Source organism: Pseudomonas sp. C1C7, assembly GCF_013359595.1.
In the GTDB taxonomy this organism is placed as follows: domain Bacteria; phylum Pseudomonadota; class Gammaproteobacteria; order Pseudomonadales; family Pseudomonadaceae; genus Aquipseudomonas.
This window is the reverse complement of the sequence record NZ_JABFMP010000008.1, coordinates 56338-82442: the sequence shown is the minus strand read 5'-3', so window position 1 is coordinate 82442 and position 26105 is coordinate 56338. Positions and strand designations below refer to the sequence as shown.

22 protein-coding genes and 1 riboswitch are annotated in these 26105 nt (G+C 61.5%); of the genes, 9 read left to right on the top strand and 13 right to left on the bottom strand.

Features of this window, described 5'->3' with window-relative positions; genetic code table 11:
• Positions 1-15: 15 nt before the first annotated feature.
• Together HNO86_RS08990 and HNO86_RS08985 are read right to left on the bottom strand one after the other, a co-directional pair.
• Entirely contained in the window at positions 16-735 is a 720-nt protein-coding gene (locus tag HNO86_RS08990) for a 16S rRNA (uracil(1498)-N(3))-methyltransferase (RefSeq protein WP_175376650.1), read from the bottom strand.
• A gap of 163 nt (positions 736-898) precedes the next feature.
• Positions 899-2305, bottom strand: a complete 1407-nt coding sequence (locus tag HNO86_RS08985) for an adenosylmethionine--8-amino-7-oxononanoate transaminase (protein WP_175376649.1) — start codon at positions 2303-2305, stop codon at positions 899-901.
• Positions 2306-2527: 222 nt separating this feature from the next.
• Between HNO86_RS08985 and HNO86_RS08980 the strand changes: the two genes are divergently transcribed.
• The 3 genes from HNO86_RS08980 (at position 2528) to HNO86_RS08970 (ending at position 5766) form a co-directional block, all read left to right on the top strand.
• Positions 2528-4288: a flavin monoamine oxidase family protein gene (locus HNO86_RS08980; RefSeq protein ID WP_175376648.1), complete on the top strand. Its 1761-nt coding sequence runs from the start codon at positions 2528-2530 to the stop codon at positions 4286-4288.
• A gap of 309 nt (positions 4289-4597) precedes the next feature.
• Positions 4598-5149, top strand: coding sequence for a cytochrome b (locus tag HNO86_RS08975; RefSeq protein WP_175376647.1), 552 nt, complete (start codon positions 4598-4600; stop codon positions 5147-5149).
• Between the two features lie 32 nt (positions 5150-5181).
• Positions 5182-5766: a YceI family protein gene (locus HNO86_RS08970; RefSeq protein WP_175376646.1), complete on the top strand. Its 585-nt coding sequence runs from the start codon at positions 5182-5184 to the stop codon at positions 5764-5766.
• 160 nt (positions 5767-5926) lie between these two features.
• On the opposite strand, the gene HNO86_RS08965 is transcribed toward HNO86_RS08970, so the two are convergent.
• From HNO86_RS08965 to ahcY, 5 genes are all read right to left on the bottom strand, one after another.
• Complete coding sequence (locus tag HNO86_RS08965; protein WP_175376645.1) at positions 5927-7816, bottom strand: DEAD/DEAH box helicase; 1890 nt, start codon at positions 7814-7816, stop codon at positions 5927-5929.
• A 223-nt stretch (positions 7817-8039) separates the two neighbouring features.
• The gene (locus HNO86_RS08960; protein ID WP_175376644.1) at positions 8040-8864 is read right to left on the bottom strand and encodes an ABC transporter substrate-binding protein; all 825 of its coding nucleotides are present in this window, start codon (positions 8862-8864) and stop codon (positions 8040-8042) included.
• A gap of 86 nt (positions 8865-8950) precedes the next feature.
• Positions 8951-10027 carry a hypothetical protein gene (locus HNO86_RS08955; RefSeq protein ID WP_175376643.1) on the bottom strand — a complete coding sequence of 359 codons (1077 nt, stop codon included), beginning with the start codon at positions 10025-10027 and terminating at the stop codon, positions 8951-8953.
• A gap of 76 nt (positions 10028-10103) precedes the next feature.
• On the bottom strand, positions 10104-10949 hold the full coding sequence (metF, locus tag HNO86_RS08950) for a methylenetetrahydrofolate reductase [NAD(P)H] (protein WP_175376642.1): 846 nt from the start codon (positions 10947-10949) through the stop codon (positions 10104-10106).
• Positions 10950-11138: 189 nt separating this feature from the next.
• Positions 11139-12548 carry an adenosylhomocysteinase gene (gene ahcY / locus HNO86_RS08945; protein ID WP_175376641.1) on the bottom strand — a complete coding sequence of 470 codons (1410 nt, stop codon included), beginning with the start codon at positions 12546-12548 and terminating at the stop codon, positions 11139-11141.
• A 22-nt stretch (positions 12549-12570) separates the two neighbouring features.
• A riboswitch (S-adenosyl-L-homocysteine riboswitch) is annotated at positions 12571-12673 on the bottom strand.
• Positions 12674-12862: 189 nt separating this feature from the next.
• Between ahcY and HNO86_RS08940 the strand changes: the two genes are divergently transcribed.
• Positions 12863-13267 (top strand): acyl-CoA thioesterase, encoded by a 405-nt coding sequence (locus HNO86_RS08940; RefSeq protein WP_056853937.1) that lies wholly within the window; start codon positions 12863-12865, stop codon positions 13265-13267.
• A 318-nt stretch (positions 13268-13585) separates the two neighbouring features.
• Positions 13586-14455, top strand: coding sequence for a formate/nitrite transporter family protein (locus HNO86_RS08935; protein ID WP_175376640.1), 870 nt, complete (start codon positions 13586-13588; stop codon positions 14453-14455).
• Between the two features lie 55 nt (positions 14456-14510).
• Here HNO86_RS08935 and HNO86_RS08930 read toward each other — a convergent pair whose 3' ends face one another.
• Complete coding sequence (locus HNO86_RS08930) at positions 14511-15680, bottom strand: MFS transporter (protein WP_175376639.1); 1170 nt, start codon at positions 15678-15680, stop codon at positions 14511-14513.
• 298 nt (positions 15681-15978) lie between these two features.
• On the opposite strand from HNO86_RS08930, the gene HNO86_RS08925 reads away from it, so the two are divergent.
• Both HNO86_RS08925 and HNO86_RS08920 read left to right on the top strand, forming a co-directional pair.
• Positions 15979-16812: an EamA family transporter gene (locus HNO86_RS08925; RefSeq protein WP_175376638.1), complete on the top strand. Its 834-nt coding sequence runs from the start codon at positions 15979-15981 to the stop codon at positions 16810-16812.
• A 23-nt stretch (positions 16813-16835) separates the two neighbouring features.
• A complete protein-coding gene (locus tag HNO86_RS08920; protein WP_175376637.1) occupies positions 16836-17219 on the top strand; it encodes an MAPEG family protein in 384 nt (127 codons plus the stop codon).
• Between the two features lie 77 nt (positions 17220-17296).
• Here the strand turns inward: HNO86_RS08920 and HNO86_RS08915 are convergent, their stop codons facing one another.
• Positions 17297-18484 (bottom strand): murein transglycosylase A, encoded by a 1188-nt coding sequence (locus HNO86_RS08915; RefSeq protein WP_175376636.1) that lies wholly within the window; start codon positions 18482-18484, stop codon positions 17297-17299.
• Positions 18485-18612: 128 nt separating this feature from the next.
• Here HNO86_RS08915 and HNO86_RS08910 point away from each other — a divergent pair, with 128 nt between their 5' ends.
• Entirely contained in the window at positions 18613-19062 is a 450-nt protein-coding gene (locus HNO86_RS08910) for a cytochrome c (protein ID WP_175376635.1), read from the top strand.
• 97 nt (positions 19063-19159) lie between these two features.
• Here HNO86_RS08910 and HNO86_RS08905 read toward each other — a convergent pair whose 3' ends face one another.
• From HNO86_RS08905 to HNO86_RS08890, 4 genes are all read right to left on the bottom strand, one after another.
• Positions 19160-19555, bottom strand: a complete 396-nt coding sequence (locus HNO86_RS08905; protein ID WP_175376634.1) for a DUF1090 domain-containing protein — start codon at positions 19553-19555, stop codon at positions 19160-19162.
• An 81-nt stretch (positions 19556-19636) separates the two neighbouring features.
• A complete protein-coding gene (gene ligB, locus HNO86_RS08900) occupies positions 19637-21316 on the bottom strand; it encodes an NAD-dependent DNA ligase LigB (RefSeq protein WP_175376633.1) in 1680 nt (559 codons plus the stop codon).
• Between the two features lie 243 nt (positions 21317-21559).
• Entirely contained in the window at positions 21560-22750 is a 1191-nt protein-coding gene (gene metK, locus HNO86_RS08895) for a methionine adenosyltransferase (protein ID WP_175376632.1), read from the bottom strand.
• Positions 22751-22768: 18 nt separating this feature from the next.
• Positions 22769-23764: a metalloregulator ArsR/SmtB family transcription factor gene (locus tag HNO86_RS08890; protein ID WP_175376631.1), complete on the bottom strand. Its 996-nt coding sequence runs from the start codon at positions 23762-23764 to the stop codon at positions 22769-22771.
• A gap of 271 nt (positions 23765-24035) precedes the next feature.
• Between HNO86_RS08890 and tkt the strand changes: the two genes are divergently transcribed.
• The gene (gene tkt, locus HNO86_RS08885) at positions 24036-26033 is read left to right on the top strand and encodes a transketolase (RefSeq protein ID WP_175376630.1); all 1998 of its coding nucleotides are present in this window, start codon (positions 24036-24038) and stop codon (positions 26031-26033) included.
• Positions 26034-26105 lie beyond the last annotated feature (72 nt).

The window sequence follows — 26105 nt, the reverse complement described above, 5'->3', positions numbered from 1 at the left end:
GGCTGCGATCTTTTTTTAGAAATCACCCCAAAGCTGCTGGGCCACAGAAAGCGCCACAACCGGCGCAGTCTCTGTGCGCAACACCCGCGGCCCCAGGCGGGCAGCACGAAAACCGCTGGCTTTGGCCTGCTCAACCTCGACATCCGACAACCCACCCTCCGGCCCGATCAGAAACGCCAGCGTCGATGGCTTGGCATGACTGACCAGGGGCTCTGCCACCGGATGCAGCACCAGCTTCAACTCGGCCTGAGTCTGCTTCAACCAATCGGCCAACAACACCGGCGGATGGATCACCGGCACCCGCGAGCGACCACATTGTTCGCAGGCGCTGATCGCCACCTGGCGCCAGTGCAGCAGGCGTTTGTCGGCGCGTTCGTCCTTCAGGCGGACTTCGCAGCGTTCGCTGAAGATCGGGGTGATTTCGCTCACGCCCAGCTCGGTGGCCTTCTGAATCGCCCAGTCCATCCGCTCGCCACGGGACAGGCCCTGGCCGAGGTGGATCTGCAACGGCGACTCGACCTGACCGGCGAAGCTTTCATCGATCTGCACCACGACGCGTTTCTTGCCGACCTCGACCAGCCGGGCCCGGAATTCCTGGCCCGAACCGTCGAACAGTTGCAACGCATCGCCCTCGGCCATGCGCAGCACCCGGCCGATGTAATGGGCCTGGGCCTCGGGCAATTCGTGCTCCCCGGTGCTCAGGGGGGCGTCGATAAAGAAGCGGGACAGTCTCATTTCTTGTCTCTGGAAAAGTGTGAATCAGTTGAATCGGTGGCGACTTCATCGCGGGCAAGCCCGCTCCCACAGGTTCATTGGTGTTCACATGATTTGTGTACGACGCAGATCCTTGTGGGAGCGGGCTTGCCCGCGATGAGGCCCGCCCAGGCACTACAACAAATCAGCCCGGATCCCGGAACCCCGGATGAAAGTCCTTCGGCACCGCCACGCTGACACTGTCACGGGTAGCGATATCGATCCCCTCACTGGCCACTTCAGCCAGGAAATCAATCTGCTGCGGCGTAATCACATACGGCGGCAGGAAATACACCACGCTACCCAGTGGCCGAAGCAGCGCACCACGCTCCAGCGCATGCTGGAACACCTTCAGCCCACGACGCTCCTGCCACGGATAAGCCTCTTTGCTGGCCTTGTCCTTGACCATCTCGATCGCCAGCACCATGCCGGTCTGGCGGATCTCGGACACGTTCGAATGCTCGGCCAGGTGCGCCGTGGAGGAGGCCATGCGCGCGGCCAGGGCCTTGTTGTTCTCGATGACGTTGTCTTGCTCGAAGATATCCAGCGTCGCCAACGCCGCCGCACAGGCCAGCGGATTGCCGGTGTAGCTGTGCGAATGCAGGAAGGCACGCAGGGTCGGGTAATCGTCGTAGAAGGCGCTGTAGACCTCGTCGGTGGTCAGGCACGCCGCCAGCGGCAGATAACCGCCGGTCAGGGCCTTGGACAGGCAGAGGAAGTCCGGGCGGATGCCGGCCTGTTCGCAGGCGAACAGGGTGCCGGTGCGGCCGAAGCCCACGGCGATTTCGTCGTGGATCAGGTGCACGCCATAGCGATCGCACGCTTCGCGCAGCAGCTTGAGGTATACCGGGTGGTACATGCGCATGCCGCCGGCGCCCTGGATCAGCGGCTCGACGATCACCGCCGCGACGCTGTCGTGATGCTCGGCCAACGTCTGTTCCATGGCGGCGAACATATTGCGCGAGTGTTCTTCCCAGCTCATGCCCTCGGGGCGCAGGTAGCAGTCCGGGCTCGGCACCTTGAGGGTGTCCATCAGCAGGGCTTTGTAGGTTTCGGTGAACAGCGGCACGTCGCCCACCGACATCGCCGCCATGGTTTCGCCATGGTAGCTGTTGGTCAGGGTGACGAAGCGTTTCTTGTTCGGCTGGCCTCGGTTGAGCCAGTAGTGAAAGCTCATTTTCAGCGCGACTTCGATGCAGGACGAACCGTTATCGGCGTAGAACACCCGGTTCAGGCCCTCAGGCGTCATCTTCACCAGGCGCTCGGACAGCTCGATCACCGGTTGATGGCTGAAACCGGCGAGGATCACGTGTTCCAGCTGATCGACCTGATCCTTGATGCGCTGGTTGATCCGCGGGTTGGCGTGGCCGAACACGTTGACCCACCAGGAGCTGACGGCATCGAGGTAGCGCTTGCCTTCGAAGTCTTCCAGCCAGACGCCTTCACCGCGCTTGATCGGGATCAGCGGCAGCTGTTCGTGGTCTTTCATCTGGGTGCAGGGATGCCACAACACGGCGAGATCGCGCTGCATCCACTGATTATTCAGGCCCATTCTCAGTCTCCTCGAGGCTGTCCGTGACACACGCGGACATACAGTCGCGCAAGCCTATGCAATGCGTGCCCTGCGAACAACCCATTGTGTCGATTGAGCTACTTTTTACGGGGCGATAGACGTTGCTGGCGAGCATCGGAAGCCTGACGTATCCTTCGCGCTTCTTTGAGCCGTCTGGCTCGCAAAACAGATTTTTCCTACGTGTTTTCCGGAGTTCGCTGAATGTCTGTCGGTTGGCTGCGCGCCTGTGCGCTGGTGATGTTGGGGCTGTTCAGCGTGTCTGCGCTGGCCAAGGATAAAACCGCGATCGTGATCGGCGGCGGGGTTGCGGGCCTTACCGCGGCCTACGAGCTGCAGACCAAGGGCTGGCAGGTCACGCTGCTGGAGGCCAAGCCAAGCCTGGGCGGCCGCTCCGGCATGGCCACCAGCGAGTGGATCGGCAACGACAAGACCCAGCCGGTGCTCAACAAGTACGTCTCGACCTTCAAGCTGAGCACCACGCCGGCCCCTGAATTCGTGCGGACTCCGGGCTACCTGATCGACGGCGTGTATTACAGCGCGGCGGACCTGGCCACCAAGGACCCGGTCACCGCCGAGGCACTCAAGCGTTACGAGAAAACCGCCGATGATCTGGCGCGCTCGATCGATGACCCGCTGAACCCGGCGGCCAACAACACCCTGCACGCCCTGGACCAGATCAACGTGTCCGGCTGGCTCGACAAGCAGAACCTGCCGCCGACCGCGCGTCAGCTGGTCAACCAGCAGATCCGTACCCGCTATGACGAGCCTTCGCGCCTGTCGCTGCTGTATTTCGCCCAGCAGAACCGTGTTTATCGTGGCGTCTCCGACCGCGACCTGCGCGCTTCGCGACTGGTGGGCGGCAGTGCGGTGCTGTCCCAGGCCTTCGTTAAACAGCTGAAGACCATCAAGACCGATTCTGCGGTGTCGGCCATCACCCAGGACAAGGACGGCGTGACCGTCAAGGTCGGCAGCGTTGGCTACCAGGCTGACTACGTGGTCCTGGCCGTGCCGTTGCGCGCCCTGAACAAGATCCAGATGACTCCGGCGCTGGACGCCCAGCACCTGGCCGCGATCAAGGGCACCAACTACGGCTGGCGCGACCAGATCATGCTCAAGTTCAAGACGCCGGTGTGGGAAAGCAAGGCGCGCATGTCCGGCGAGATCTACAGCAACACCGGCCTTGGCATGTTGTGGATCGAACCGGCCCTGAAGGGCGGCGCCAACGTGGTGATCAACCTGTCCGGCGACAACGCGCGGGTGATGCAGGCCTTTGGCGACAAGCAGATGGTCGATCAGGTACTGATTCGCCTGCACGCGTTTTATCCACAGGCGCGCGGCTCGTTCACCGGTTATGAAATCCGTCGCTACAGCACCGATCCATCGACCGGCGGCGCCTACCTGGCCTTCGGTCCTGGCCAGATCAGCAAGTTCTGGCGCCTGTGGGAACGTCCGATCCAGCGCGTCACTTTCGCCGGCGAACACACCGACGCCCTGTACCCGGGCACCCTGGAAGGCGCACTGCGTTCCGGCCAGCGCGCGGCCAGTCAGGTCGAAGACCTGGCGGCGGGCAAGTCGTTCGAGCCAGCCAAAACCGCACCAGTGGCGGCCGCCGCAGCAGCCGGCGCGGTCGCGGCGAAGAAGGGCAACTTCTTCACCAACCTGTTCGGTGGTTCGGATGACGAGAAGAAGCCGGAACCGGCCAAGGCACCAGAGCCTGCCCCGGCACCTGCGCCGACTCCAGCACCTGCGCCAGCGCCGGCCCCTGCTCCGGTAGAAGCGCCGAAGCCTGCTGCGGCACCGGTAAAAGCAGAGCCCGCCAAGAAGACGCCAGCCAAGGCACCGGCCAAGAAACCGGCGGCCAAGACCGAAGCGAAAAAGGCCCCGGCAAAAGCTCCGGCGAAAAAGGCTGAACCGGCGAAGAAGCCGGCGGCCAAACCGGCGACTGAGACCAAGGCTCAGTAAGGCATTGGGTTGAACAAAAAAGCGCGGCTTACAGGCCGCGCTTTTTTATTGCCTGGACTAATGCCTTCGCGGGCAAGCCCGCTCCCATAGATCCTTGTGGGAGCGGGCTTGCCCGCGATGGCGTCGGATGGGCTGCGACAAATTTCCGTCTGATCGCTAACACCTGGTCAAACTTTCGCCTTTAATCTTTTCTTAACTCACCCATTTCAGACTCTTGATCGCATTTCTCGATCTTTCAGAGCGAAATTTTCGGCTTTAATTCGATAGGTAAATCGATAGTCTTGGCCCAGCACTTACAGGAACCCGGCAATGCAGCTACGTAACTCTACTTCCCGCTACGGCTGGGTCAGCATCTTCATGCACTGGGGTGTGGCTCTGGCAGTGTTCGGTTTGTTCGGCCTGGGGCTGTGGATGGTTGGCCTCGGCTACTACGATCCGTGGCGCAAGGCAGGTCCCGACCTGCACAAGAGCATCGGTCTGATTCTGCTGGCGGTCATGATTTTTCGGGTGTTGTGGCGCTTCATCAGCCCACCGCCGCCGACCCTGGACAGCTATAGCCCCATGACGCGCCTGGGCGCGAAATTCGGCCATGCCTTTCTGTATCTGTGTCTGTTCGCCGTGATGATTGCCGGTTACCTGATTTCCACCGCAGAAGGTGTCGGGATACCGGTGTTTGAATGGTTTGAAGTGCCTGCGCTGATTTCCGGGCTACCGGATCAGGCGGATAACGCCGGCGCGATTCACCTCTACCTGGCGTGGGCGCTGGTAATTTTTTCCGGCCTCCATGCGTTGGCAGCATTGAAGCACCACTTTATCGACCGCGACGTGACCCTCAAGCGCATGCTGGGTCGCAAAGACTGAAGTTCAACCTCGACTACCAAGGAAAACAAAGCATGTTGAAAAAGACTCTCGCCGCTCTGGCAATCGGTTCCGCCCTGTTGTCCGCCAATGTGATGGCCGCCGACTACGTGGTCGACAAACAAGGCCAGCACGCCTTCGTTGACTTCAAGATCAGCCACCTGGGCTACAGCTACATCACCGGTACTTTCAAGGACATCGATGGCAAGTTCAGCTTCGACGCTGCCAAGCCTGAAGACAGCAAGATCGAGTTCAACGTCAACACCGCCAGCGTTTTCACCAACAACGCCGAACGTGACAAGCACATCTCCAGCAAAGACTTCCTGAACGGCACCAAGGCCACCTTCGTCTCCACCAGCGTCAAGCCAACCGGCAAGAACGCTGCCGGCAAGGACACCGCTGACGTGGCCGGCGACCTGACCATCCTGGGCGTGACCAAGCCAATCGTGGTCAAGGCCACTTTCCTGGGTGAAGGCAAGGATCCATGGGGCGGCTACCGTGCAGGCTTCGAGGGTACCTTCAGCCTCAAGCGCTCTGATTTCGGCAAGATGATGGACCTGGGTCCACAGTCCGACGCGGTCGACATGTACGTTTCGTTTGAAGGTGTCAAAGCGAAGTAATGCTGAGACTGTAGGAGCTGCCGTAGGCTGCGATCTTTTGATTTTGTTTTTTAAGATCAAAAGATCGCAGCCTTCGGCAGCTCCTACACAAGCAATTTGATGTGCATAAAAAAATGCCCCGGACCTTTCGGTACGGGGCATTTTTTATTTCAGCGACAGCTCAGCGATTACGCGTCAGCAACGCCGGCTTTTCACCGCGCGGACGGCTTGGCAGTTGATCCAGCTGCTCAGGCGTCGGGAAGCGGTCGACCTTGGACTCCTTGTGCATGATCTTCGGCGCATTGCCCCGAGGGTTCTGCACGGCCGGTTCCGAACGGGACTGGTCGTCACGGGACGGGCGGCGATTGCGCGAGTCTTCACGACGGCCCTGGCCATCGCCACGTGGTGCACCGTTGCGTGGGCCATTGCGCTTGGCGCCTGGGGTGCCGCTGCTGGCACCATCGCTGTTGCGCGGGCCGTTCTGGCGACCCTGGCCCTGTGGCTTGCCGCCACGTGGCGCGCCGGAACCGGCGGCTGCGCCTTGTCCCGGAGTGCCTTGGCGACGGCCACGACCCTGGGCCGGCTTCTGCTGCGGCACGTAGTCGACGCGGTTACCGAAGTTGTCGATATCGTCGTCCAGAAACTCTTCCGGATCACGATCGGCTGCGGCACGTGGCGGCTGGCTTGGACGCTGTTCGCGAGCCGGGGTGCCTTCCCGTGGTTTTTGCTGACGGGCAGGGCGGTCGCCACGCTCACCGCGTTCACCACGTTCGCTGGCGGATTTTTCCTTGCCTTTGTCCTTGCCCTTGTCCTTGCGACCGCCACTGCCGGCGTTCGCGCCTTCACCGCGCGGGCCACGGGCGTTGCGCGGGTTGCGCATGTCCGGACGTTCGCGGGCTTCAGGTTTTTCCGCTTCCACGGCGCTGGCATCGAAGCCCATCAGGTCGCCGTCGGCGATTTTCTGCTTGGTCATGCGTTCGATGCTTTTCAGCAGTTTTTCTTCGTCTGGCGCGACCAGCGAGATGGCCTCGCCCGAACGGCCGGCACGACCGGTACGGCCGATGCGGTGCACGTAGTCTTCATCGACGTTCGGCAGTTCGAAGTTGACCACGTGTGGCAACTGGTCGATGTCCAGGCCGCGAGCGGCGATGTCGGTGGCGACCAGGATGCGCACTTCATTGGCCTTGAAGTCGGCCAGGGCCTTGGTGCGCGCGTTCTGGCTCTTGTTGCCGTGGATCGCCACAGCCGGCAGGCCGTGCTTGTCCAGGTACTCGGCCAGGCGGTTGGCGCCGTGCTTGGTGCGGGTGAACACCAGCACCTGTTCCCAGGCGCCGGCGGTGATCAGGTGGGCCAGCAGCGCACGCTTGTGGCTGGCAGGCAGGCGGAACACGCGCTGTTCGATGCGCTCGACCGTGGTGTTCGGCGGCGTGACTTCGATGCGTTCCGGGTTGTGCAGCAGCTTGCCGGCAAGATCGGTGATGTCCTTGGAGAAGGTCGCCGAGAACAGCAGGTTCTGCCGTTTGGCCGGCAGGCGCGCGAGGACTTTCTTCACGTCATGGACAAAACCCATGTCGAGCATGCGGTCGGCTTCGTCCAGCACGAGGATTTCCACGTGGGACAGGTCGACACTGCCTTGGCCGGCGAGGTCCAGCAGACGGCCGGGGCAGGCCACCAGCACGTCCACGCCACGGGACATGGCCTGGATCTGCGGGTTCATGCCGACGCCGCCGAAGATGCAGGCGCTGACGAATTTCAGGTCACGGGCATAGACCTTGAAACTGTCGTGAACCTGGGCTGCGAGCTCGCGGGTAGGGGTCAGGACCAGGACGCGCGGCTGGCGCGGGCCGTGGCGCTGGGATTTGTCCGGGTGACCGTTGGGGAACAACCGCTCCAGGATCGGGAGGGCGAAACCGCCGGTTTTACCAGTACCTGTCTGTGCGGCGACCATCAGGTCGCGGCCCTGCAACACGGCGGGAATGGCCCGCTGTTGCACCGGAGTAGGCTCGGTATAGCCCGCGTCTTCGATAGCGCGGACCAAAGCCTCGGAGAGACCGAGGGAAGCAAAGGACATGAGTAATCCTGTTTTTAGTTAGGGCGTTGCCCAATGGGAGTCTTGCCTGGCGCGAATGGCGTTTGAGAGGACGCAATCCCGTCCGGTCCTGCCGGGTTTCGAAAGCTCGTCTGGAGTGCTCGCGCGGGCTGAAGAGCTGCGCTGTAGCGGGGTCAAGATGCCTTGAACGATTCCGGGCGTCCGGGCGTGAGCCTGGCGGGAACGCGGGAGTATAACAGAGCAATCACTGCGCGCCGCTTTCCTGCTGCTCAACGGTTTTGCCGCGGATGGCGGTGGCATTCGCGCCATTGGTCGCGCTTGCCGGATCGGCGGGCGCGGCACCGTAACGGGCGCTCAGTTCCGCGTAGGCCGGCTCGCGCTTGAAACGCTTGAGTTCGGCGCCGAAACGCTGCACCAGCAAGTCCATGCCGGCATTGCGTCGCACCGCCAGAAACTGGCTCTGCTGGCTGATGATGGTGGGGTTTTCGGTGATCTTGTCGCGGATCTTCAGTTCGTCGAGCAAATGCTGGCCGACCCGGCGGTCGGTGATCAGCAGGTCGATCCGTCCGCGAAGCAGCTTGCCGAAGTTGGCTTCATGACTCGGCGCAGGTTCCCGGGTGAACAGCGTCGAGTCGCGAAAATCCTGGCTGTACAGGTAGCCCGGCGAGATGCCTATGGTCAGGCCGCGCAGTTCGTCGAGGGTGCGAAAGGGGTGAGGGCGCTCGTTGGCGTAGAACATCACGAACTGCACTTGCGACAGCGGTTCGCTGGGGTAGAGCAGGGTCGCGTCGCGCTCTGCACTGTGGAAGATGTCCAGCGCACCGTCGGCCTGACCGGTTTCGAGCATCGACAGGCAGCGTTTCCACGGCAGGAATTGCCATTCGACTTCGATGCCCAGACGCTTGAAGACGATGGCCGTAGTTTCGTAGTCCAGGCCCAGGGCCTTGCCATTTTCCTCGTAGACGTAGGGCGCCCACGGTTCGGTGACAATGCGCAATTTCTCGCCCCGGGCAGTGAAGCTCAGGCAAGTGATAAGCACAGCGGTCAGAAGCTGGAAAATGACAGGCATGGCCTGAGGTTAGTACGCCCAACGCTTAATGAGAAGCTCTGGCTTGCATGTTTAACGAAGACTTGAGCAGATTGGGCGCGACGTCTCTATTTCGCTGGCGTGTTGAGCAAGTGTTCATGAATCGCCGCGCATCGCTGCCCCAGAATCAGCCTGACCGACCGGTGGGTGAACCAGTGTTCCAGCACCTTGTGGCAAACGGGCGTACCGACGCGTTCCTTCTGGTTTTGCAGCGCCTTTTCCCACCAGACCGGACCGCAGGCCTTATCGAATTCGTTGGGGTGGTCGTAGCAGCCGTATAGGATTTCGCGAATGAACTGACGCAGGTGCACGGGTAGCGCCAGCGTGATGAGCTTGTAGAGCATTCGCTGGGAGCGAGGGGGGCGTGGCAGTCGATCCGTCACTTGATGGGTATCGGCCAGGGCGGCCACACTGGTCGGTTGCGCGGCATGTTTGGCAACCCAGGCCTGGACCTTGGCCCGGAACAGCTGCTTGCGGCTCCAGTAGTGATGGATCAGGTCCGGGCACTTGGTGACTTTCAGCGTGCGGTAGGCCGCGACCGACAGGCAGAACTCTTCGAGGGTGTACGCGCCGCGCACGGACGGATACAGCTCGTCGATCAGGGCGATCGAATGATCCAGGATGTGCGCATCCTTTTGGTGCAGGCCGATGACGCCGGAATTGAGCAGCGTCATCTGATCGTCCGCCAGGCCTCGCTCCTTCAGCGTGGTCGCCAGCGCGCTGTAAAGCACGTTTTCCTTATTGTTGCCGTAGGTGGTGTAGTAGTCGTTGCACAGCAGCGTGCCCGGTTGCACGCGCTCGAACAATTTGAGCGGCGAGCAATGGAAGAAGGTGTCGGTGTCGATCAGCAGTGCAAGTTCGGACTCTTGCAGGACTTCGCGCAGGGCAACATGTTTGGCGCGAAAGTGATAGCCATGGGGTTCGTTCCAGCGACGGCGGGTGGCCTCGTCGAGCGGGCGAACGCGCACCGGCAGTTTTTCGTAGGGCTGCGGGTTGTCGCTGAAGACCTGGATATCCAGGGCGGCGTCCGGCGTTCCCTCTAGCCACGCCAGGGCACTGGCAATGCTGAAGACGGCTTCCTGGTGATAGGTTTCGGAACCAAAGACCAGATAGACCAGTTGTGGGCGTGGGGTGGCGGGCATCATTGCTGCAGCATTCCATGTTTTTGTTTTCAAAAAAAAGACCCTCCGAAGAGGGCCCTTGTTCCTGCGGGGATAACGATCAGCGGGGCAGCTTCAGGTTATTCCACACAGCCAGGCTGGCGTCGGCCTGGTTCAGGGTATAGAAGTGCAACCCTGGCGCGCCACCCTGTAACAAACGTTCACACATTTCGGTGATGACTTGCTCGCCGAAACGCTGAATGTTCTGGGTGTCGTCGCCGTACGCTTCCAGTTGCTTGCGGATCCAGCGTGGGATTTCCGCACCGCAGGCGTCGGAGAAGCGTGCCAGTTTGCTGTAGTTGGTGATCGGCATGATGCCTGGCACCACTGGAATGTCGACGCCCAGCGCCTGTACGCGATCGACGAAGTAGAAGTAGCTGTCGGCGTTGAAGAAGTACTGGGTGATCGCACTGTTCGCGCCGGCCTTGGCCTTGCGCACGAAGTTGGCGATATCGTCTTCGAAATTGCGCGCTTGCGGGTGCATTTCCGGGTAAGCGGCGACTTCGATGTGGAAATGATCGCCAGTCTCTTCACGAATGAATTCAACCAGGTCATTGGCGTGGCGCAGTTCGCCGCTGGCCATGCCCATGCCCGATGGCAGGTCACCGCGCAGCGCGACGATACGGGTAATGCCGGCGGCCTTGTACTGGCTCAGCAGGCCACGCAAGTCGTCCTTGCTGTCGCCCACGCAGGACAAGTGCGGTGCGGCAGGGATTTTGACTTCGCTTTCGAGCTGCAACACGGTGTTGAGGGTGCGATCACGGGTCGAACCGCCAGCGCCGTAGGTGCAGGAGAAGAAATCGGGGTTGTAGGCAGCCAGCTGACGGGCAGTGGCGAGCAGCTTCTCATGCCCAGCGTCGGTCTTGGTAGGGAAGAACTCGAAGCTGTAGCGACGATCTTGTGACATGGGGGAGGTCTCCAGCTTCAAGCTGCAAGCCACAAGCGGCAAGAGAGGCGGAGGTGCGCTCGTCTCTCGTTCCTGAAACTTACAACGGTGAGCTGTGATAGCAAGTTTGGGGCAAAGTGTTGAGCTTCGTGCGGCAAGGTCGGCTTTTGACCTCGCTTGCCGCTTGAAGCTCATCGCTTGCAGCTGCTCTTAGTAGCGATAAGCGTGCGGCTTGAACGGACCTTCGACGGTCACGCCGATGTAGTCGGCCTGGGTCTTGGTCAGTTGAGTCACGACGCCGCCGAAACCGCGGACCATTTCCAGGGCCACTTCTTCGTCGAGTTTCTTGGGCAGTACTTCAACGGTCAGGCGCTCGGCTTTCTGGGCCGGCGACAGGTCGGCGTACTTCTGGCCGAACAGGAAGATCTGCGCCAGCACCTGGTTGGCGAACGAACCGTCCATGATGCGGCTCGGGTGACCGGTGGCGTTGCCCAGGTTCACCAGACGGCCTTCGGCCAGCAGGATCAGGTAGTCGTCGTTCTGCGGATCGAAGCTGCCAGCGCCGGTACGGTGGATCTTGTGCACCTGTGGCTTAACTTCTTCCCATGCCCAGTTCTTGCGCATGAAAGCGGTGTCGATTTCGTTGTCGAAGTGACCGATGTTGCAGACAACGGCGCGCTTTTTCAGGGCCTTGAGCATGTTCGCATCGCAAACATTGACGTTACCGGTGGTGGTCACGATCAGGTCGATCTTGCCCAGCAGGGCCTTGTCGATGCTGGCTTCGGTGCCGTTGTTGATACCGTCGATGAACGGCGATACCACTTCGAAACCGTCCATGCAGGCCTGCATGGCGCAGATCGGGTCGACTTCGGAGACCTTGACGATCATGCCTTCCTGACGCAGGGACTGGGCCGAACCCTTGCCCACGTCACCGTAGCCGATCACCAGCGCCTGCTTGCCGGACAGCAGGTGGTCGGTACCGCGCTTGATGGCATCGTTCAGGCTGTGACGGCAGCCGTACTTGTTGTCGTTCTTGCTCTTGGTCACCGAGTCGTTGACGTTGATGGCCGGGATCTTCAGCTCGCCCTTGGCCAGCATGTCCAGCAGGCGGTGCACGCCGGTGGTGGTTTCTTCGGTCACGCCGTGGACGCGATCCAGAACCTGTGGGTATTTCTTGTGCAGCAGCTCGGTCAGGTCGCCGCCGTCGTCGAGGATCATGTTGGCGTCCCAAGGCTGGCCATCCTTGAGGATGGTCTGCTCCAGGCACCACTCGTACTCTTGCTCGGTTTCACCTTTCCAGGCGAAAACCGGAATGCCGGCAGCGGCGATGGAAGCGGCAGCCTGGTCCTGAGTCGAGAAGATGTTGCAGGACGACCAGCGTACTTCGGCACCCAGGGCAACCAGGGTTTCGATCAGCACGGCAGTCTGAATGGTCATGTGGATGCAGCCGAGGATCTTCGCGCCCTTGAGCGGTTGCTCTTCGGAGTACTTGCGGCGCAGACCCATCAGGGCCGGCATTTCGGATTCGGCGATGATGGTTTCGCGACGGCCCCAGGCGGCCAGGGACATGTCGGCGACTTTGTAGTCGGTAAAATCTGCAGGCGTGATTACAGCGCTCATGAAGAGCCTCCATTCGTAGTTATGCGAATGGGCGCCGTTGTGCGTTTAGTGTCGGGCCGTTCAAGGCCTGGCAACGCCCCATCCGAGCCTGACAGGTTTTACCTGCTGCAGCGCCCCTCGGACAGGTGGCGGGAAACGGTAGCAAGTAGAAGTTACCGTTTTGAAACGGGGGCGATTATAGCTTTCTTTGAGCGACAAGTTGCAAGCGACAAGCGACAAGCGAGAACGGGTCGGCTTTTACTTGCAGCTTGAGGCTTGAAGCTTGAAGCTGGGGGCCATTCACCACCTTCGTCCAGACACCTCGGAGACCCCCCATGAATTTCCACACCCGCAAATGGGTCAAGCCCGAAGACCTCAACCCCAATGGCACGCTGTTCGGCGGCAGTCTTCTGCGCTGGATCGACGAAGAAGCGGCGATCTATGCCATCGTTCAGCTGGGCAATCAGCGCGTCGTCACCAAGTACATTTCCGAGATCAACTTCGTCAGCGCCTCGCGCCAGGGCGACATCATCGAACTGGGTATCACCGCCACCGAGTTCGGCCGCACCTCCATCACCCTGACCTGCGAAGTGCGCAACAAGATCACCCGTAAAAGCATCCTGACGGTGGAGAAAATGGTCTTCGTCAACCTCGGCGAAGACGGCCTGCCGGCACCCCACGGGCGGACCGAGATCAAGTACGTCAAGGACCAGTTCAAGGACGACGCCAGCGTCGAATGACGCCGACTTGAAGCGGTGGCAGCGAGTCTGCTCGCGATGGCAGCCTGACATTCAACATCTTCGTTGAATGTACCGACCTCATCGCGGGCAAGCCCGCTCCCACAGTGGTTTTGGTTGATCCGCCTATTTTGCGTACCCCCTGAAACTGTAGGAGCGAGGCTTGCCCGCGAAGACGGTGTGTCAGTCACCAAAATTGCTGGATTTGCCGGCCTCTTCGCGGGCAAGCCTCGCTCCTGCCGGGGGGGAGCCTGCTCCCGCACAGAACCGATGCCGGTGGCCACGGTCGTAGCTAAATGACCCGCCACCGGTGTTCGTGCCATGACTACTCCCATTAGTGGAAAGACCCCCGATCTCTCGGCCAAGGAAAAGCGCGAGGTCGAAAAGAATCAGCCACCGCGTGCGGCGGTGTTGCATGAAATCATCAGAAAACAGGGCGATCAGGAGCTTGAGCGCAGCATCGCCGCGCTGTGGTGGTCGGCGCTGGCGGCCGGGCTGACCATGGGGCTGTCGTTGATGGCCATGGGGTTGTTGAATTCGCGTCTGCCCGATGGCGAGGGTTTCAAGGTGGTCGCCAGTTTCGGCTACTGCGCTGGCTTTCTCGCGGTGATCCTTGCCCGTCAGCAATTGTTTACCGAAAACACCCTGACCGCGGTGTTGCCGGTCATGAGCGAACCGACGTTGCGCAATTTCGGCCGCTTGCTGCGACTGTGGTCGGTGGTGCTGGTGGGCAATCTGTGCGGCACCTTACTGGTGGCCTACGTGATGCTGGAACTGCCGATTTTCGACAGCAAGACCGACGTCGCCTTTCTTGACATCGGCCGCAAGGTCATGGAAGGCGACCGCAGCCAGATGTTCTCCAAGGGCATCATTTCCGGCTGGATGATCGCCACCATGGTCTGGATGATCCCGTCCATGGAAAGCGCCAAGGTGTGGATCATCGTCCTCATCACCTATTTCATGGCGCTGGGGGATTTCACCCACATTGTGGTCGGCTCACTGGAGGTTTCGTACCTGGTGTTCGCCGGTGAGTTGCCGTGGAAGGATTTCTGGACCGTGTTCGCCGGGCCCACGCTGGTGGGGAACATCATCGGCGGCAGCTTCATCTTCGCGCTGATCAGTCATGCGCAGATTCGCAGCGAGAGCGGCCCCCCGAAAGAGTCGGCGGATCAGGAAGAAAAACCTGAATAACGCGGTCCATGTAGCAGCAGGCTTCGCCAGCTGCTACAGAGAGCGTGATTCGGTTTCAGCTTGGCGCGTTGAGGACTGCTACGGAGCGCCGCTGACGGTAGATGAAGAACAGCGCTGTCAGCACCGTCAACCCGCTGACCAGTGCGCCGGTCCATGGCAGGTCCGCCAGATCTGCGCCGCTGGCGACCACCAGCCCGCCGATCCAGGCGCCGGTGGCGTTGCCGAGGTTGAAGGCGCTCTGGTTCAGGGTCGAGCCCAGATTCGGCGCTTCGTGGGCCTGGTCGATGATCAGCAGTTGCAGGATCGGGCACAGCGCGAAGGCAAAAATCCCCCACAACACCAGGGTAATCGCCGCCGGGATCACCGAGTGGCTGGTCTGGCTGAAGGCAGCCAATACCAGCACCACGGCCAGTGCCATGCCCGTCAGCGAGGGCAGCAGGCGACTGTCTGCCAGGCGCCCGCCGAGCATGCTGCCCGCAGTCAGGCCGACGCCGAACAACAGCAGCATGACGGTCACGCCGTGGGGGCTGACGCCGGTGACGTCCTGCAGGATCGGCGCGATATAGGTGAAGACGCTGAACAGGCTGGTCGACGCCAGCACGCTCATGCCCAGCGCCAGCAGCACGTTGAGCTTGCCCAGCACCCGGAATTCGCTGGCAAGGTTGGCCTTGTCCATCGCGATGTTTTTCGGCAGCCACAGCCACTGCGCAATCGCGGCGATCACGCCAATCACCGACACCGCCCAGAACGTCGCGCGCCAGCCGGCGTATTGCCCGAGCGCCGTGCCCAAAGGTACACCCAGCACATTGGCCAGAGTCAGGCCAGTGAACATCATCGCAATCGCCTGTGCCCGCTTGTTCGGCGCCACCAATCCTGCGGCCACCACCGAACCGATGCCGAAAAACGCCCCGTGGCACAGCGCGGTGACCACTCGGGCGGCCATCAGCGTGGCGTAGTTCGGTGCCAAAGCGCAGAGCACGTTGCCGAGGATGAACATCAAGGTCATGCCCAGCAGCGTGGCCTTGCGCGGCATGTTCGCGGTGCCCACCGCGAGGATCGGCGCCCCGAACACCACGCCCAGCGCGTAGCCGGTGATCAACAGGCCGGCGTGGGGAATGCTCACCGCGAGGTCGCGGGCGACGTCGGGCAGCAGGCCCATGATGACGAATTCAGTGGTGCCGATGCCGAACGCGGCAACAGCGAGTGCAAGCAAGGCGAGTGGCATGCGCAGGGTCTCTGTCGTTAGTCTGGACGCGGTGATCAGGCATACGCAGGCCGGCGCCCGATCTCGACGAGAGCGGGCGGGGCAGGATTTTTATTGGAATTAGTCTGTGCGCAACTGAGTGCGGCGTGGTCGGTTTGCAGTATAAACAGCTGCTGACATATCGCGAATCAATTCTCTGCGCGCTTTATGTAGGAGCTGCCGAAGGCTGCGATCTTTTAATCTTGATCTTTAAAGTCAAAAGATCGCAGCCTTCGACAGCGCCTGCAGAGGACCGTGCGGCAACAAAAAGGAGTGTGCCGTGCTTGCGACGGCTCTGGTGTTGGTGGCGGCGCTGTTGCATGCGGCGTGGAATACCCTGATCAAATTCAGCGCCGAACGGCTGCTGGTGGTGGCCTGCATGGACAGCGTGGCGCTGCTGTTCGTGGTCGTGATGTTGCCATTCGTGGAACTGCCGCCTCTGGAGATCTGGCCGTGGATCCTGGCGTCGGCGGCCTTCGAGTTGCTCTATCGCTATCTGTTGATCCAGGCCTATCGGGTGGGCGATCTGGGGCTGGTCTATCCACTGATGCGCGGGTTGTCACCGCTGGTGGTGCTGGCGTTGACGCTGATCTTTGCCGGAGAGGTGCTGACCCATCAGCAGATCTTCGGGATCCTGCTGATCCCATTGGGCATGTTGTGCCTGCTGTGGCAGGGCGGAGGCGGTGCGCGCTTGCCGTGGTCGATGCTGCCGGTGGTGGCGCTGATCGGCCTGTGCATCGGCTGCTACACCTTCATCGATGGTCAGGCGCTGCGGCGCTGGTCGCATCCTCTGGATTATCTGGTCTGGGTGACACTGCTCAGTGCCTGGCCGTTCCCGTTGCTGGCCTGGGCGCGCAAGCGACCGGCGTTCCGGTTGTTCTGGCGCGAGCAATGGCGATTGGGCCTGGCGGTCGGGTTCTGCGTGTTGTTCAGCTACGCTCTGGTGCTGTGGGCCATGCAGTTGGGCTCGATTGCCGAAGCGGCGGCCCTGCGCGAGATCAGCGTGATTCTGGTGGTGCTGTTCGGCATGCGATACCTGAAAGAACCTTTCGGCCGGCCGCGGCTCTTAGCCTGTGGGCTGGTATTGATCGGCATGCTGGTGATGAAATTCTGAAAACCTGAAGAAGGGATTGCTCTATGACGGTTGCTCTGTGGTGCATTTTGATCGCGATTTTCCTGCCGTATGTGTGCACGGCCGTGGCCAAGATCGCTGGCGGTTACCGCCTGGACGACAACCACGATCCCCGGGATTTCCTCGAGTCGCTGAACGGCCTGGCCCGGCGCGCCCATGCGGCGCAATTGAACGGCTTTGAAATCACCCCGGCATTCGCCGCGGCCGTCCTGGTGGCGCACCTGGTGGAAAACGCCGAGCTGGTGACGATCAATGTGCTGGCGGTGCTGTTCATCACCAGCCGGCTGCTCTACATCATTTGCTACCTGGCGGACTGGGCGATCCTGCGGACGCTGGTCTGGTTCGTTGGGTTGGGGCTGATCGTGGCGTTTTTTGTGGTGTCGATGTAACGGCAAAAGCAAAAGATCGCAGCCTTCGGCAGCTCCTGCAGGGGCTGCGATCTTTTGATCTTTTGATCTTCAGGGCCTCAAGGCTTATCAGCAACCTGAGGCACCTGCGGCAACGCCGCCCCCTTAGGCCACAACATCCAGATCTGCCCCTGCTGCTTCATGTCCCCGGCCAGTTGCCCAGCTGCATCTCCAGTCCCCCAGAACAGATCCGCACGAACCTCGCCGGCAATCGCCCCACCGGTGTCCTGCGCCGCCACCGGCCGCACCAGCGCGCTGCCATCCGGACGGGTCGTGGACAGCCACAACAGACTGCCCAACGGAATCACCTTGCGATCCACCGCCGCGCTGTAACCCGCCGTCAGCGGCACGTTCAGCGAGCCGCGAGGGCCCTCGTTGCTGTCGGGGTTGCGGGTGAAGAACACATAGCTCGGGTTGCTGCCCAGCAGTTCCGGAATACGCGACGGGTTGGCCTTGGCCCAGGCGGCGATGGTGCCCATGGTCACGTCTTCTTTCTTCAGCTCGCCCTGTTCCACCAGCCAGCGGCCGATCGGTCGATAGGGGTGACCGTTCTGGTCGGCGTAAGCGATGCGCAGCTGGCGACCGCTGTCGAGCTGGATGCGCCCCGAGCCCTGGATCTGCAGGAATTGCAGGTTCATCGGATCGGTCAACCAGGCCACCACCGGCGCCTTCACGCCCTTGCTTTCAATGGTTGCCGCATCGTCGTAGGGCTTGAGCACCCGGCCTTCAAGGCGACCGCGCAGACGTTTGCCCTTGAGTTCCGGATAGATGCTGTCCAGGGAGACGATGATCATGTCCTCAGGCACGCCGTACACCGGGATGTTGGCGCTGGCGGTCTGCGTCAGGCTGCCGGGATAGACCGGTTCGTAGTAGCCGGTGATCAGGCCGTTGGGGTTGTCGTTGGCGGCGCGCAGGCCGTAGACATCGAGGTTCTGCTTGAGGAAGCCGCGAATATCGTTGGCAATTTGCGGCACGTTCGCCGCCGCGGCGCAGGTGCCGCCCCAGACCGGGTCGGCTTTGAGCCGCGTACAGGCGCTGCGCCAGGAGCCGAAACCGGCGACCAGGTCGTTATCGCTCACGGCCGGCAGGGCCTCCCAGGTACCGGCGGAGTAAGTGGCCAGGGCGTGGGTTTTCGGAGGCTGTTTTTCACCACCGGTGCAGCCTGCGAGCAGGGCCACCATCGGCAGGGCTGCGATGGGCAGGGTGCGGGCAAGGCGCTGGCGCCAGGCCTTGAAACGGCTGTTCATGGAGTAATTCCTTTGCCGGCTGCCCGAGTGCTCCATGCACTCAGACAACCCGTATTAATGTTAGGGCTATTGGTGTTTGCCGAGGACACGAGGATACTGGCCGCCGTTTCCCGTGACCTGAAGCCACCATGACTCTCAAAAGACTTTCTGTTGTATTGCTGGCCTGCCTGACGTTGTCCGCGTGCGGCGGGATCGACCCCAATTCGCCGCTGGGTCAGCGCAAGGCGATTTTCAAGCAAATGCTCAAGACCGGTGAAGACCTGGGTGGCATGTTGCGTGGCCGCATTCCGTTCGACGGGCCTAAATTTGCCGAAGGCGCGGTGAAACTCGACGCCTTGTCCCACGAACCCTGGAAACATTTCCCGCAGGTTCGAGAGGAAGACCACACCAGTGCGACCAGCGATGTATGGGAACAGCAGGCACGCTTTCAGGCAATGGCTCGCGATCTTGAAAGCGCCACCGGCGAACTGGTGATCGCCAGTCAGATCCAGCCCTACAAGGCCAGCAACCTGGGGCCGGCGGTGCAGAAGGTCGAGGATGCTTGCAGTGCATGTCATAAGGCGTTCAGGGATCATTGATCGGTGCGCTGCCTCTGGAGCAGCTGGCGAAGCCTGCGTCCTGCTGCGCAGCCGGACGCAGGCTTCGCCAGCTGCTACATGGAGCGTTTAGTCCGGATTATTTATCGAGCTCGTCCACCGCTTCCTGCAATTCCTTGCGGGACTGGGCCAGTTTTTCCTTGCGCTTGTCGATCTTCTCCGGGTCGCCTTTTTTCATGGCCTTGTCCAGGTCTGCCTGACGCTTGCTGACTTCATGCTTGGCCTCGAGCACCTTGTTCTCCCGCTCTTTCTTCAGCGAGGCGTCGGTGCAGTTGGCCTCGACTTCGCTCAGGGCTTTTTCCAGACCGGCCAACTGACTGTCGTTGCCGCGGGACTTGGCCAGTTCAATCTGATTGATGATGCCTTGTTTCTTGGCGGCGCAGCCGGTCAGCCCGGGCGCTTCTTCATCGGCCATCAATGGGGTGGACAGCACGCTGCAAAGGGTCAACAGGGCGAGCGGTGAAAGTAATTTCATAAAAGCTCCATGTGAAAAGGCAGTCGGTTCTCTGCGGCAATGGCTTGTTTGAGCTCATCGGTACTGGCGGGTTCCCGGACACTAAAAACCGTCGATGCCGGCTGCTTTCAGGGTTTCACTCAAGGCCAGCACCTGCGGATCGCGGAAAAACGCACTCAATTGCGCGGCGCGTCCCGGGCCGATTCCGGCTTCAGCCTGCCATTGTTCAATACTTCGTTGTGTCAGGTCCTGCCATGAGTCGGCGAGGCGCGCCTGGCCTGTCGGCGGCATGCCCAACGCCTTGAGCCAGCGGGCAAAAGGGCGCTGTCGGGCGTCGTCGAAACTGGTCGAAAGGCGTGCGCCACTGCGCTCGCCCAAGCCGTCAATATTAGCAAGCTCTTGGGCATCGAGGGTCAGCCAATCCAGCAGGCCGTTCAGGCGACCTGCGTTGAGCAGTTTTTCCCAGGTGCCCGGGCCGACTTGGGGCAAGGCCAGCCCCTGTTTGCCACTGAGCCAGGCCAGCCGCGCGAGAAACTGGCTTTCGCATCCCGGTGTCGGCTGCCAGCAGCTCAGGGCATGGAAGGCCGTGGCGTTGGGTGCGTTCATTTCCGCGCGCTCGCTGCTGCGCAACACCACGCTGTCGAGCCGGGGAATGGTCAGGCCGGCGAGGCTGATGGCGACCTGGTCGCCCGGCCGGATGTCCAGCGCCTGCCAACGTTGCAGGGAGCTGACGCTGACGCGTTTGATCTGCCGGTCATCGAGCATTACCGGTGACAGTTCCAGTACCGGGGTGATTCGTCCGGTTCGGCCGATCCTGAAGTGGACCTTGCGCACCTCGGCCAGCGCCTGGGCGAAGGGGTATTTCCAGGCGACGCTCCAATAGGAAGGTTTGGCTTGCCAGCGTTCGGCGGGTGGGCGTTGTGCCTGGCGCAGGACGATGCCGTCGCTGGCGAAGGGCAGGGGCGAGCGATACCAGTGATCGCGCCAGCGTTGCGCGTCTGCCAGTGTGTTGATCGATTGGCTGTAGAGGGTGGTGTCGGGGAAGCCCAGTTCATTCAGGGTTGCGGTGCGTTCCGGCAAGCTGGCGGGGCCTTCCGGCCAGTCCCAGGCGAACAGGCCGATGCCATTCGCCTGCTCTGTATTCAGGATTTTGCGCGCCATCAGGCCGGCGACTGTCGAGCGGGCATTGAGGCTGCCGGCCTGGGCCTGAACGTGCTCGGTCAGCCGCCAATAGAGTTCGCCTTGAACCAGCAGGTCTAGTGGCTGAGTGAGTTGCCGGGGGATGGCCGCGATCTGGCGCGCCGAAGCCGTCCAGTCCTGGCCCTGTGCACCGTCACCGCGGCTGATCGCCTTGGTCAGCAGGCCGCCTTGGTAGATCAGCGTCACGGCGACACCGTCGACCTTGGGCTGCACCCAGACGTCCTGGCGATGACGCAACCATTGCTCGACGGCTTTTTCGTCCTGCAGTTTGTCGAGACCGGTATGGGCGATCGGATGAACAATCGTGCCGCGCGCCGTGCGCAATGGATCAGCGGGGGACTTGCTGTTGAAGCATTGGCGCCATTGGGCGAGGCGCTCGCGGGATTGATCGTAGAGTTCATCGCTGACCAGGGATTTTCCTTCGCGGTGGTAGCTGTCGTCCCAGAGGTCGACCCGGTTTTGCAGGGCGGTCAGTTCGTTTGCGGCGCGTTCAGGTGGCCAGTCGGGGCATGGGGTGGCCTGGGTGTTCAGGCTGGCGAGGGTGATCAGGCAAGTTAAGAAAAGGCGCAGGTAGAGGGGCATCGTGAGCGTCCTTGCTCATTGGGGTGCCTGAAGGTTAGGTCGGCTATCGAATGCTGCTCGGATAGAAGGTTTTCCGAGTGTTGCGAAGAGCAAAGTCAAAAGATCGCAGCCTTCGGTAGCTCCTGCAGGTGCAAGCCGATCCAATGCAGGAGTTGCCGAAGGCTGCGATCTTTTGATCTTCTGCAACAAAAAAAGCCCCACACGGCAAAACCGTGCGGGGCTTCTGGTACCGCCAGGGAAGCCTTACAGACCAGCAGCAGTACGCAGAGCGTCGGCGCGGTCGGTTTTTTCCCAGGTGAACGTGGTGAAGGTGTCGTCGCCCACGGTCTTGGTTTCCGGGGTGCGCCCGAAGTGGCCGTACGCCGCGGTTTCGCGGTACATCGGGTGCAGCAGGTCGAGCATGGTGGTGATCGCGTATGGACGCAGGTCGAACACTTCGCGCACCAGCTTGACGATCTTGTCATCGCTGATCTTGCCGGTGCCGAAGGTGTTCAGCGAGATCGAAGTCGGCTGGGCGACGCCGATGGCGTAGGACACCTGAATCTCGCAGCGCTCGGCAAGGCCGGCTGCAACGATGTTCTTGGCCACGTAACGACCGGCGTAGGCTGCCGAACGGTCAACCTTGGATGGATCCTTGCCGGAGAACGCGCCGCCGCCGTGGCGAGCCATGCCGCCGTAGCTGTCGACGATGATCTTGCGGCCGGTCAGGCCGCAGTCGCCCACCGGGCCACCGATGATGAACTGGCCGGTCGGGTTGATGTGGAACTGGGTGTCCTTGGACAGCAGTTCGGCAGGCAGCACGTGCTTGACGATCAGCTCCATCACGCCTTCGCGCAGGTCGTTGTACGACACTTCAGGGTTGTGCTGGGTCGACAGAACCACCGCGTCGATGCCGACAACCTTGCCGTTCTCGTAACGGCAGGTCACTTGCGACTTGGCGTCCGGGCGCAGCCAAGGCAGCAGGCCGGATTTACGGGCTTCGGCCTGGCGCTGAACCAGCTGGTGCGAGAAGGTGATCGGTGCCGGCATCAGCACGTCGGTTTCGTTGCTGGCGTAGCCAAACATCAGGCCCTGGTCGCCGGCGCCCTGATCTTCAGGCTTGGCGCGGTCGACACCCTGGTTGATGTCAGGGGACTGCTTGCCGATGATGTTCATCACGCCGCAGGTCGCGCCGTCGAAGCCGACGTTGGAGCTGGTGTAGCCGATGTCGGTGATCACGTCACGAACCAGCTGTTCCAGGTCGACCCAGGCCGAAGTGGTGACTTCGCCGGCGATGATCGCCACGCCCGTTTTCACCAACGTCTCGCACGCAACGCGGGCGAACTTGTCTTCAGCAATGATTGCGTCCAGCACCGCATCAGAAATCTGGTCGGCGATTTTGTCCGGATGCCCTTCAGACACGGACTCGGAGGTGAAAAGGGAGTATTCGCTCATCTCGATGTTTTCCTGAAGTTACCGATGGTGAGTGTCGCCAGTCGGCCGCTGAAAGTGGCGGACCTGAATCTGGAAACCATTACGTAAACCTACATAGAGGCTTTCTCCGGGAGCGAGTCCCGCGGCGGTGGCCCAACGGGCCAGATCGTCCTGTTCAAACCCCAACCAGAGATCACCGCAGGCTTCCCTGGCCCAACTCTGGTTGTGGCTGCATAACTCTGTCACCAGCAGGCTGCCCCCTGGTTGCAGCAAATTGGCCATGTGCTTGAGCGCATCGGCCGGTGCGGCGAAGTGGTGCAGCACCATGTTCAACACCACGCAATCGGCCTTGAAACTCACGCCGTTCAAGGCATCGGCCAGTTGCAGGGTGACGTTGCCCAGTGCCTGGCGTTCGCACAGCTGGCGCGCCAGTTCGAGCATCGCCTGGCTGTTGTCCAGCGCCGTGACTTGCGTGAAGCGGCGCGCCAGCTCGGGAAGAAAGGCGCCGTCTCCGGGGCCGACTTCGATGGCGGTCGCGCCTTCGCTGAAGCCCAGCTTGTCGAGCAGGGCCACCACGCTGTCGCCGTATTGCGGCAGACCGGCGATCAGGTCCTGCTGGGCGCGAAACTTCTCCGCGACCCGTGAGAAAAAGTCCTGGCTGGCCGCAGCGCGTTGCCCATGGACCTGCGCGATCCGCGCCTGCACATCGGCCGGCAGCGTCAGCTCGTCCACTTCTTCGAGCAGGGCCGCGTGCAGCCTGCCGCCCGGCAGATCGGTGTGGGGCAGGGCGCGGCGGTAAAAAATCGCGTTGCCTTCGCGGCGGGTCGCCACCAGGTCGGCCTGAGCCAGGACCTTGAGGTGATGGCTCATGCCCGACTGGCCGATGCCGAAGATCTGCGCCAGTTCCAGCACGCCAAACGAATCGTTGGCCAGCGCGCGCAAGACATTCAGGCGCAACGGATCGCCGCCGGCCTTGCAAAGGGCCGCCAGCTCGTCGCAATCGTCATGGCGAATGGAAGGCACGCGTAGGTTCATGGGCCGGCAGTCTAGTCACGCACCGGTAGCATCGCAAGAGCAATATCAAAAAGTTTTGATATTGCTCGATAGATGGCACTTCCTGGCGTTAGCTTCAGTCAACAAACGGAAGGCGGAAAGGTTTCACCCGCCAAAAGCGCCGTTATCGATTGGAAAAACGCCTTCAGATGACTATCTGTCATTGCCCCGAGGCGGCCCGGTGAGGGAAAATGCTCGCCTTTTTTCCGTTTCGTTTTATTAACTCTCGATTCAGACCCGCAGGAGAACAGCGATGCCTAGCCGTCGTGAGCGCGCCAACGCCATTCGTGCCCTCAGCATGGATGCCGTGCAAAAAGCCAACAGCGGCCATCCCGGTGCCCCTATGGGTATGGCGGATATCGCCGAAGTGCTGTGGCGCGACTACCTCAAGCACAACCCGAGCAATCCATCGTTCGCCGACCGTGACCGCTTCGTGCTGTCCAACGGCCACGGCTCGATGCTGATCTATTCGCTGCTGCACCTGACCGGCTACGACCTGTCGATCGAAGACCTCAAGCAGTTCCGTCAACTGCACAGCCGCACCCCGGGCCACCCGGAATTCGGCTACACCCCGGGTGTTGAAACCACCACCGGCCCGCTGGGTCAGGGTCTGGCCAACGCCGTGGGCTTTGCCCTGGCTGAAAAAGTCCTGGCGGCGCAGTTCAACCGTCCTGGCCACAACATCGTCGATCACCACACCTACGTGTTCCTGGGTGATGGCTGCATGATGGAAGGCATTTCCCATGAAGTCGCTTCCCTGGCCGGCACTCTGGGCCTGGGCAAGCTGATCGCCTTCTACGATGACAACGGCATCTCCATCGACGGCGAAGTCGAAGGCTGGTTCACCGACGACACGCCGAAGCGTTTCGAATCCTACAACTGGCAAGTGATCCGCAACGTTGACGGTCACGACCCGGAAGAGATCAAGACCGCCATCGAAACCGCTCGCAAGAGCCCGCTGCCGACCCTGATCTGCTGCAAGACCACCATCGGTTTCGGCTCGCCGAACAAGCAAGGCAAGGAAGACTGCCACGGCGCCCCGCTGGGTGAAGCGGAAATCGCCCTGACCCGTCAGGCGTTGAACTGGAACCACGGCCCGTTCGAAGTCCCGGCCGACATCTATGCCGAGTGGGATGCCAAGGAAGCCGGTCGCGCGGTGGAAGCCGAGTGGGAACAGCGCTTCGCTGCCTATGATGCTGAATTCCCTGCGTTGGCCATCGAATTCAGGAGCCGTCTGAATGGTGATCTGCCACTCGATTTTTCGTCGAAGGCTGATGAATACATTGCAGAAGTGGCGGCCAAAGGCGAAACCATAGCCAGCCGTAAAGCCAGCCAGAACGCGCTGAATGCATACGGCCCGTTGCTGCCTGAGCTGTTTGGTGGTTCCGCCGACCTGGCCGGCTCCAACCTGACCCTGTGGAAAGGCTGCAAAGGCGTCAGCGCCGAGGATGCCAGCGGCAACTACATGTACTACGGCGTGCGCGAGTTCGGCATGACTGCGATCATGAACGGCGTTGCCCTGCACGGCGGCCTGGTGCCTTACGGCGCGACCTTCCTGATGTTCATGGAATACGCCCGTAACGCCGTGCGCATGTCGGCCCTGATGAAGCAGCGTGTGATCCACGTCTACACCCACGACTCCATCGGTCTGGGCGAAGACGGCCCGACTCACCAGCCGATCGAGCAACTGACGGCCCTGCGCAGCACGCCGAACCTTGACACCTGGCGTCCAGCCGATGCCGTCGAGTCGGCCGTGAGCTGGAAGCACGCTCTGGAGCGCAAGGATGGTCCTTCGGCCCTGATTTTCTCGCGTCAGAACCTGCAGCACCAAACCCGTGATGCCGGCCAGATCGCCGATATCAGCCGTGGTGGCTACGTGCTCAAGGACTGCGCGGGCGAGCCTGAGCTGATCCTGATCGCCACAGGTTCCGAAGTCGGTCTGGCCGTTCAGGCCTTCGACAAACTGACCGAGCAAGGCCGCAAGGTGCGCGTGGTTTCCATGCCTTGCACCAGCGTGTTCGATGCCCAGGACGCCGGTTACAAGCAAGCGGTCCTGCCGCTGCAAGTCGGTGCCCGTATCGCCATCGAAGCTGCCCATGCCGACTTCTGGTACAAGTACGTCGGTCTGGAAGGTCGCGTGATCGGCATGACCACTTACGGCGAGTCGGCCCCTGCGTCGGCCCTGTTCGAAGAGTTCGGCTTCACCCTGGAAAACATCCTGGGTCAGGCTGAAGAGCTGCTGGAAGACTGATCCAACATAGGTGTCGCCTGGACTGACGTCTTCGCGAGCAAGCCCGCTCCCACAGGGGAATTGTTGTGTGGC

What these genes read in the sequence shown, in the direction of transcription:
- tkt (WP_175376630.1), top strand. Translation starts at nt 24,036, where the DNA reads ATGCCTAGCCGTCGTGAGCGCGCCAACGCCATTCGTGCCCTCAGCATG.
- HNO86_RS08935 (WP_175376640.1), top strand. Translation starts at nt 13,586, where the DNA reads ATGACTACTCCCATTAGTGGAAAGACCCCCGATCTCTCGGCCAAGGAA.
- HNO86_RS08975 (WP_175376647.1), top strand. Translation starts at nt 4,598, where the DNA reads ATGCAGCTACGTAACTCTACTTCCCGCTACGGCTGGGTCAGCATCTTC.
- HNO86_RS08970 (WP_175376646.1), top strand. Translation starts at nt 5,182, where the DNA reads ATGTTGAAAAAGACTCTCGCCGCTCTGGCAATCGGTTCCGCCCTGTTG.
- metK (WP_175376632.1), bottom strand. Translation starts at nt 22,750, where the DNA reads ATGAGCGAATACTCCCTTTTCACCTCCGAGTCCGTGTCTGAAGGGCAT.
- HNO86_RS08920 (WP_175376637.1), top strand. Translation starts at nt 16,836, where the DNA reads ATGACGGTTGCTCTGTGGTGCATTTTGATCGCGATTTTCCTGCCGTAT.
- metF (WP_175376642.1), bottom strand. Translation starts at nt 10,949, where the DNA reads ATGTCACAAGATCGTCGCTACAGCTTCGAGTTCTTCCCTACCAAGACC.
- HNO86_RS08905 (WP_175376634.1), bottom strand. Translation starts at nt 19,555, where the DNA reads ATGAAATTACTTTCACCGCTCGCCCTGTTGACCCTTTGCAGCGTGCTG.
- HNO86_RS08955 (WP_175376643.1), bottom strand. Translation starts at nt 10,027, where the DNA reads ATGATGCCCGCCACCCCACGCCCACAACTGGTCTATCTGGTCTTTGGT.
- HNO86_RS08960 (WP_175376644.1), bottom strand. Translation starts at nt 8,864, where the DNA reads ATGCCTGTCATTTTCCAGCTTCTGACCGCTGTGCTTATCACTTGCCTG.
- ahcY (WP_175376641.1), bottom strand. Translation starts at nt 12,548, where the DNA reads ATGAGCGCTGTAATCACGCCTGCAGATTTTACCGACTACAAAGTCGCC.
- HNO86_RS08990 (WP_175376650.1), bottom strand. Translation starts at nt 735, where the DNA reads ATGAGACTGTCCCGCTTCTTTATCGACGCCCCCCTGAGCACCGGGGAG.
- HNO86_RS08940 (WP_056853937.1), top strand. Translation starts at nt 12,863, where the DNA reads ATGAATTTCCACACCCGCAAATGGGTCAAGCCCGAAGACCTCAACCCC.
- HNO86_RS08965 (WP_175376645.1), bottom strand. Translation starts at nt 7,816, where the DNA reads ATGTCCTTTGCTTCCCTCGGTCTCTCCGAGGCTTTGGTCCGCGCTATC.
- HNO86_RS08915 (WP_175376636.1), bottom strand. Translation starts at nt 18,484, where the DNA reads ATGAACAGCCGTTTCAAGGCCTGGCGCCAGCGCCTTGCCCGCACCCTG.
- HNO86_RS08930 (WP_175376639.1), bottom strand. Translation starts at nt 15,680, where the DNA reads ATGCCACTCGCCTTGCTTGCACTCGCTGTTGCCGCGTTCGGCATCGGC.
- ligB (WP_175376633.1), bottom strand. Translation starts at nt 21,316, where the DNA reads ATGCCCCTCTACCTGCGCCTTTTCTTAACTTGCCTGATCACCCTCGCC.
- HNO86_RS08910 (WP_175376635.1), top strand. Translation starts at nt 18,613, where the DNA reads ATGACTCTCAAAAGACTTTCTGTTGTATTGCTGGCCTGCCTGACGTTG.
- HNO86_RS08980 (WP_175376648.1), top strand. Translation starts at nt 2,528, where the DNA reads ATGTCTGTCGGTTGGCTGCGCGCCTGTGCGCTGGTGATGTTGGGGCTG.
- HNO86_RS08985 (WP_175376649.1), bottom strand. Translation starts at nt 2,305, where the DNA reads ATGGGCCTGAATAATCAGTGGATGCAGCGCGATCTCGCCGTGTTGTGG.
- HNO86_RS08890 (WP_175376631.1), bottom strand. Translation starts at nt 23,764, where the DNA reads ATGAACCTACGCGTGCCTTCCATTCGCCATGACGATTGCGACGAGCTG.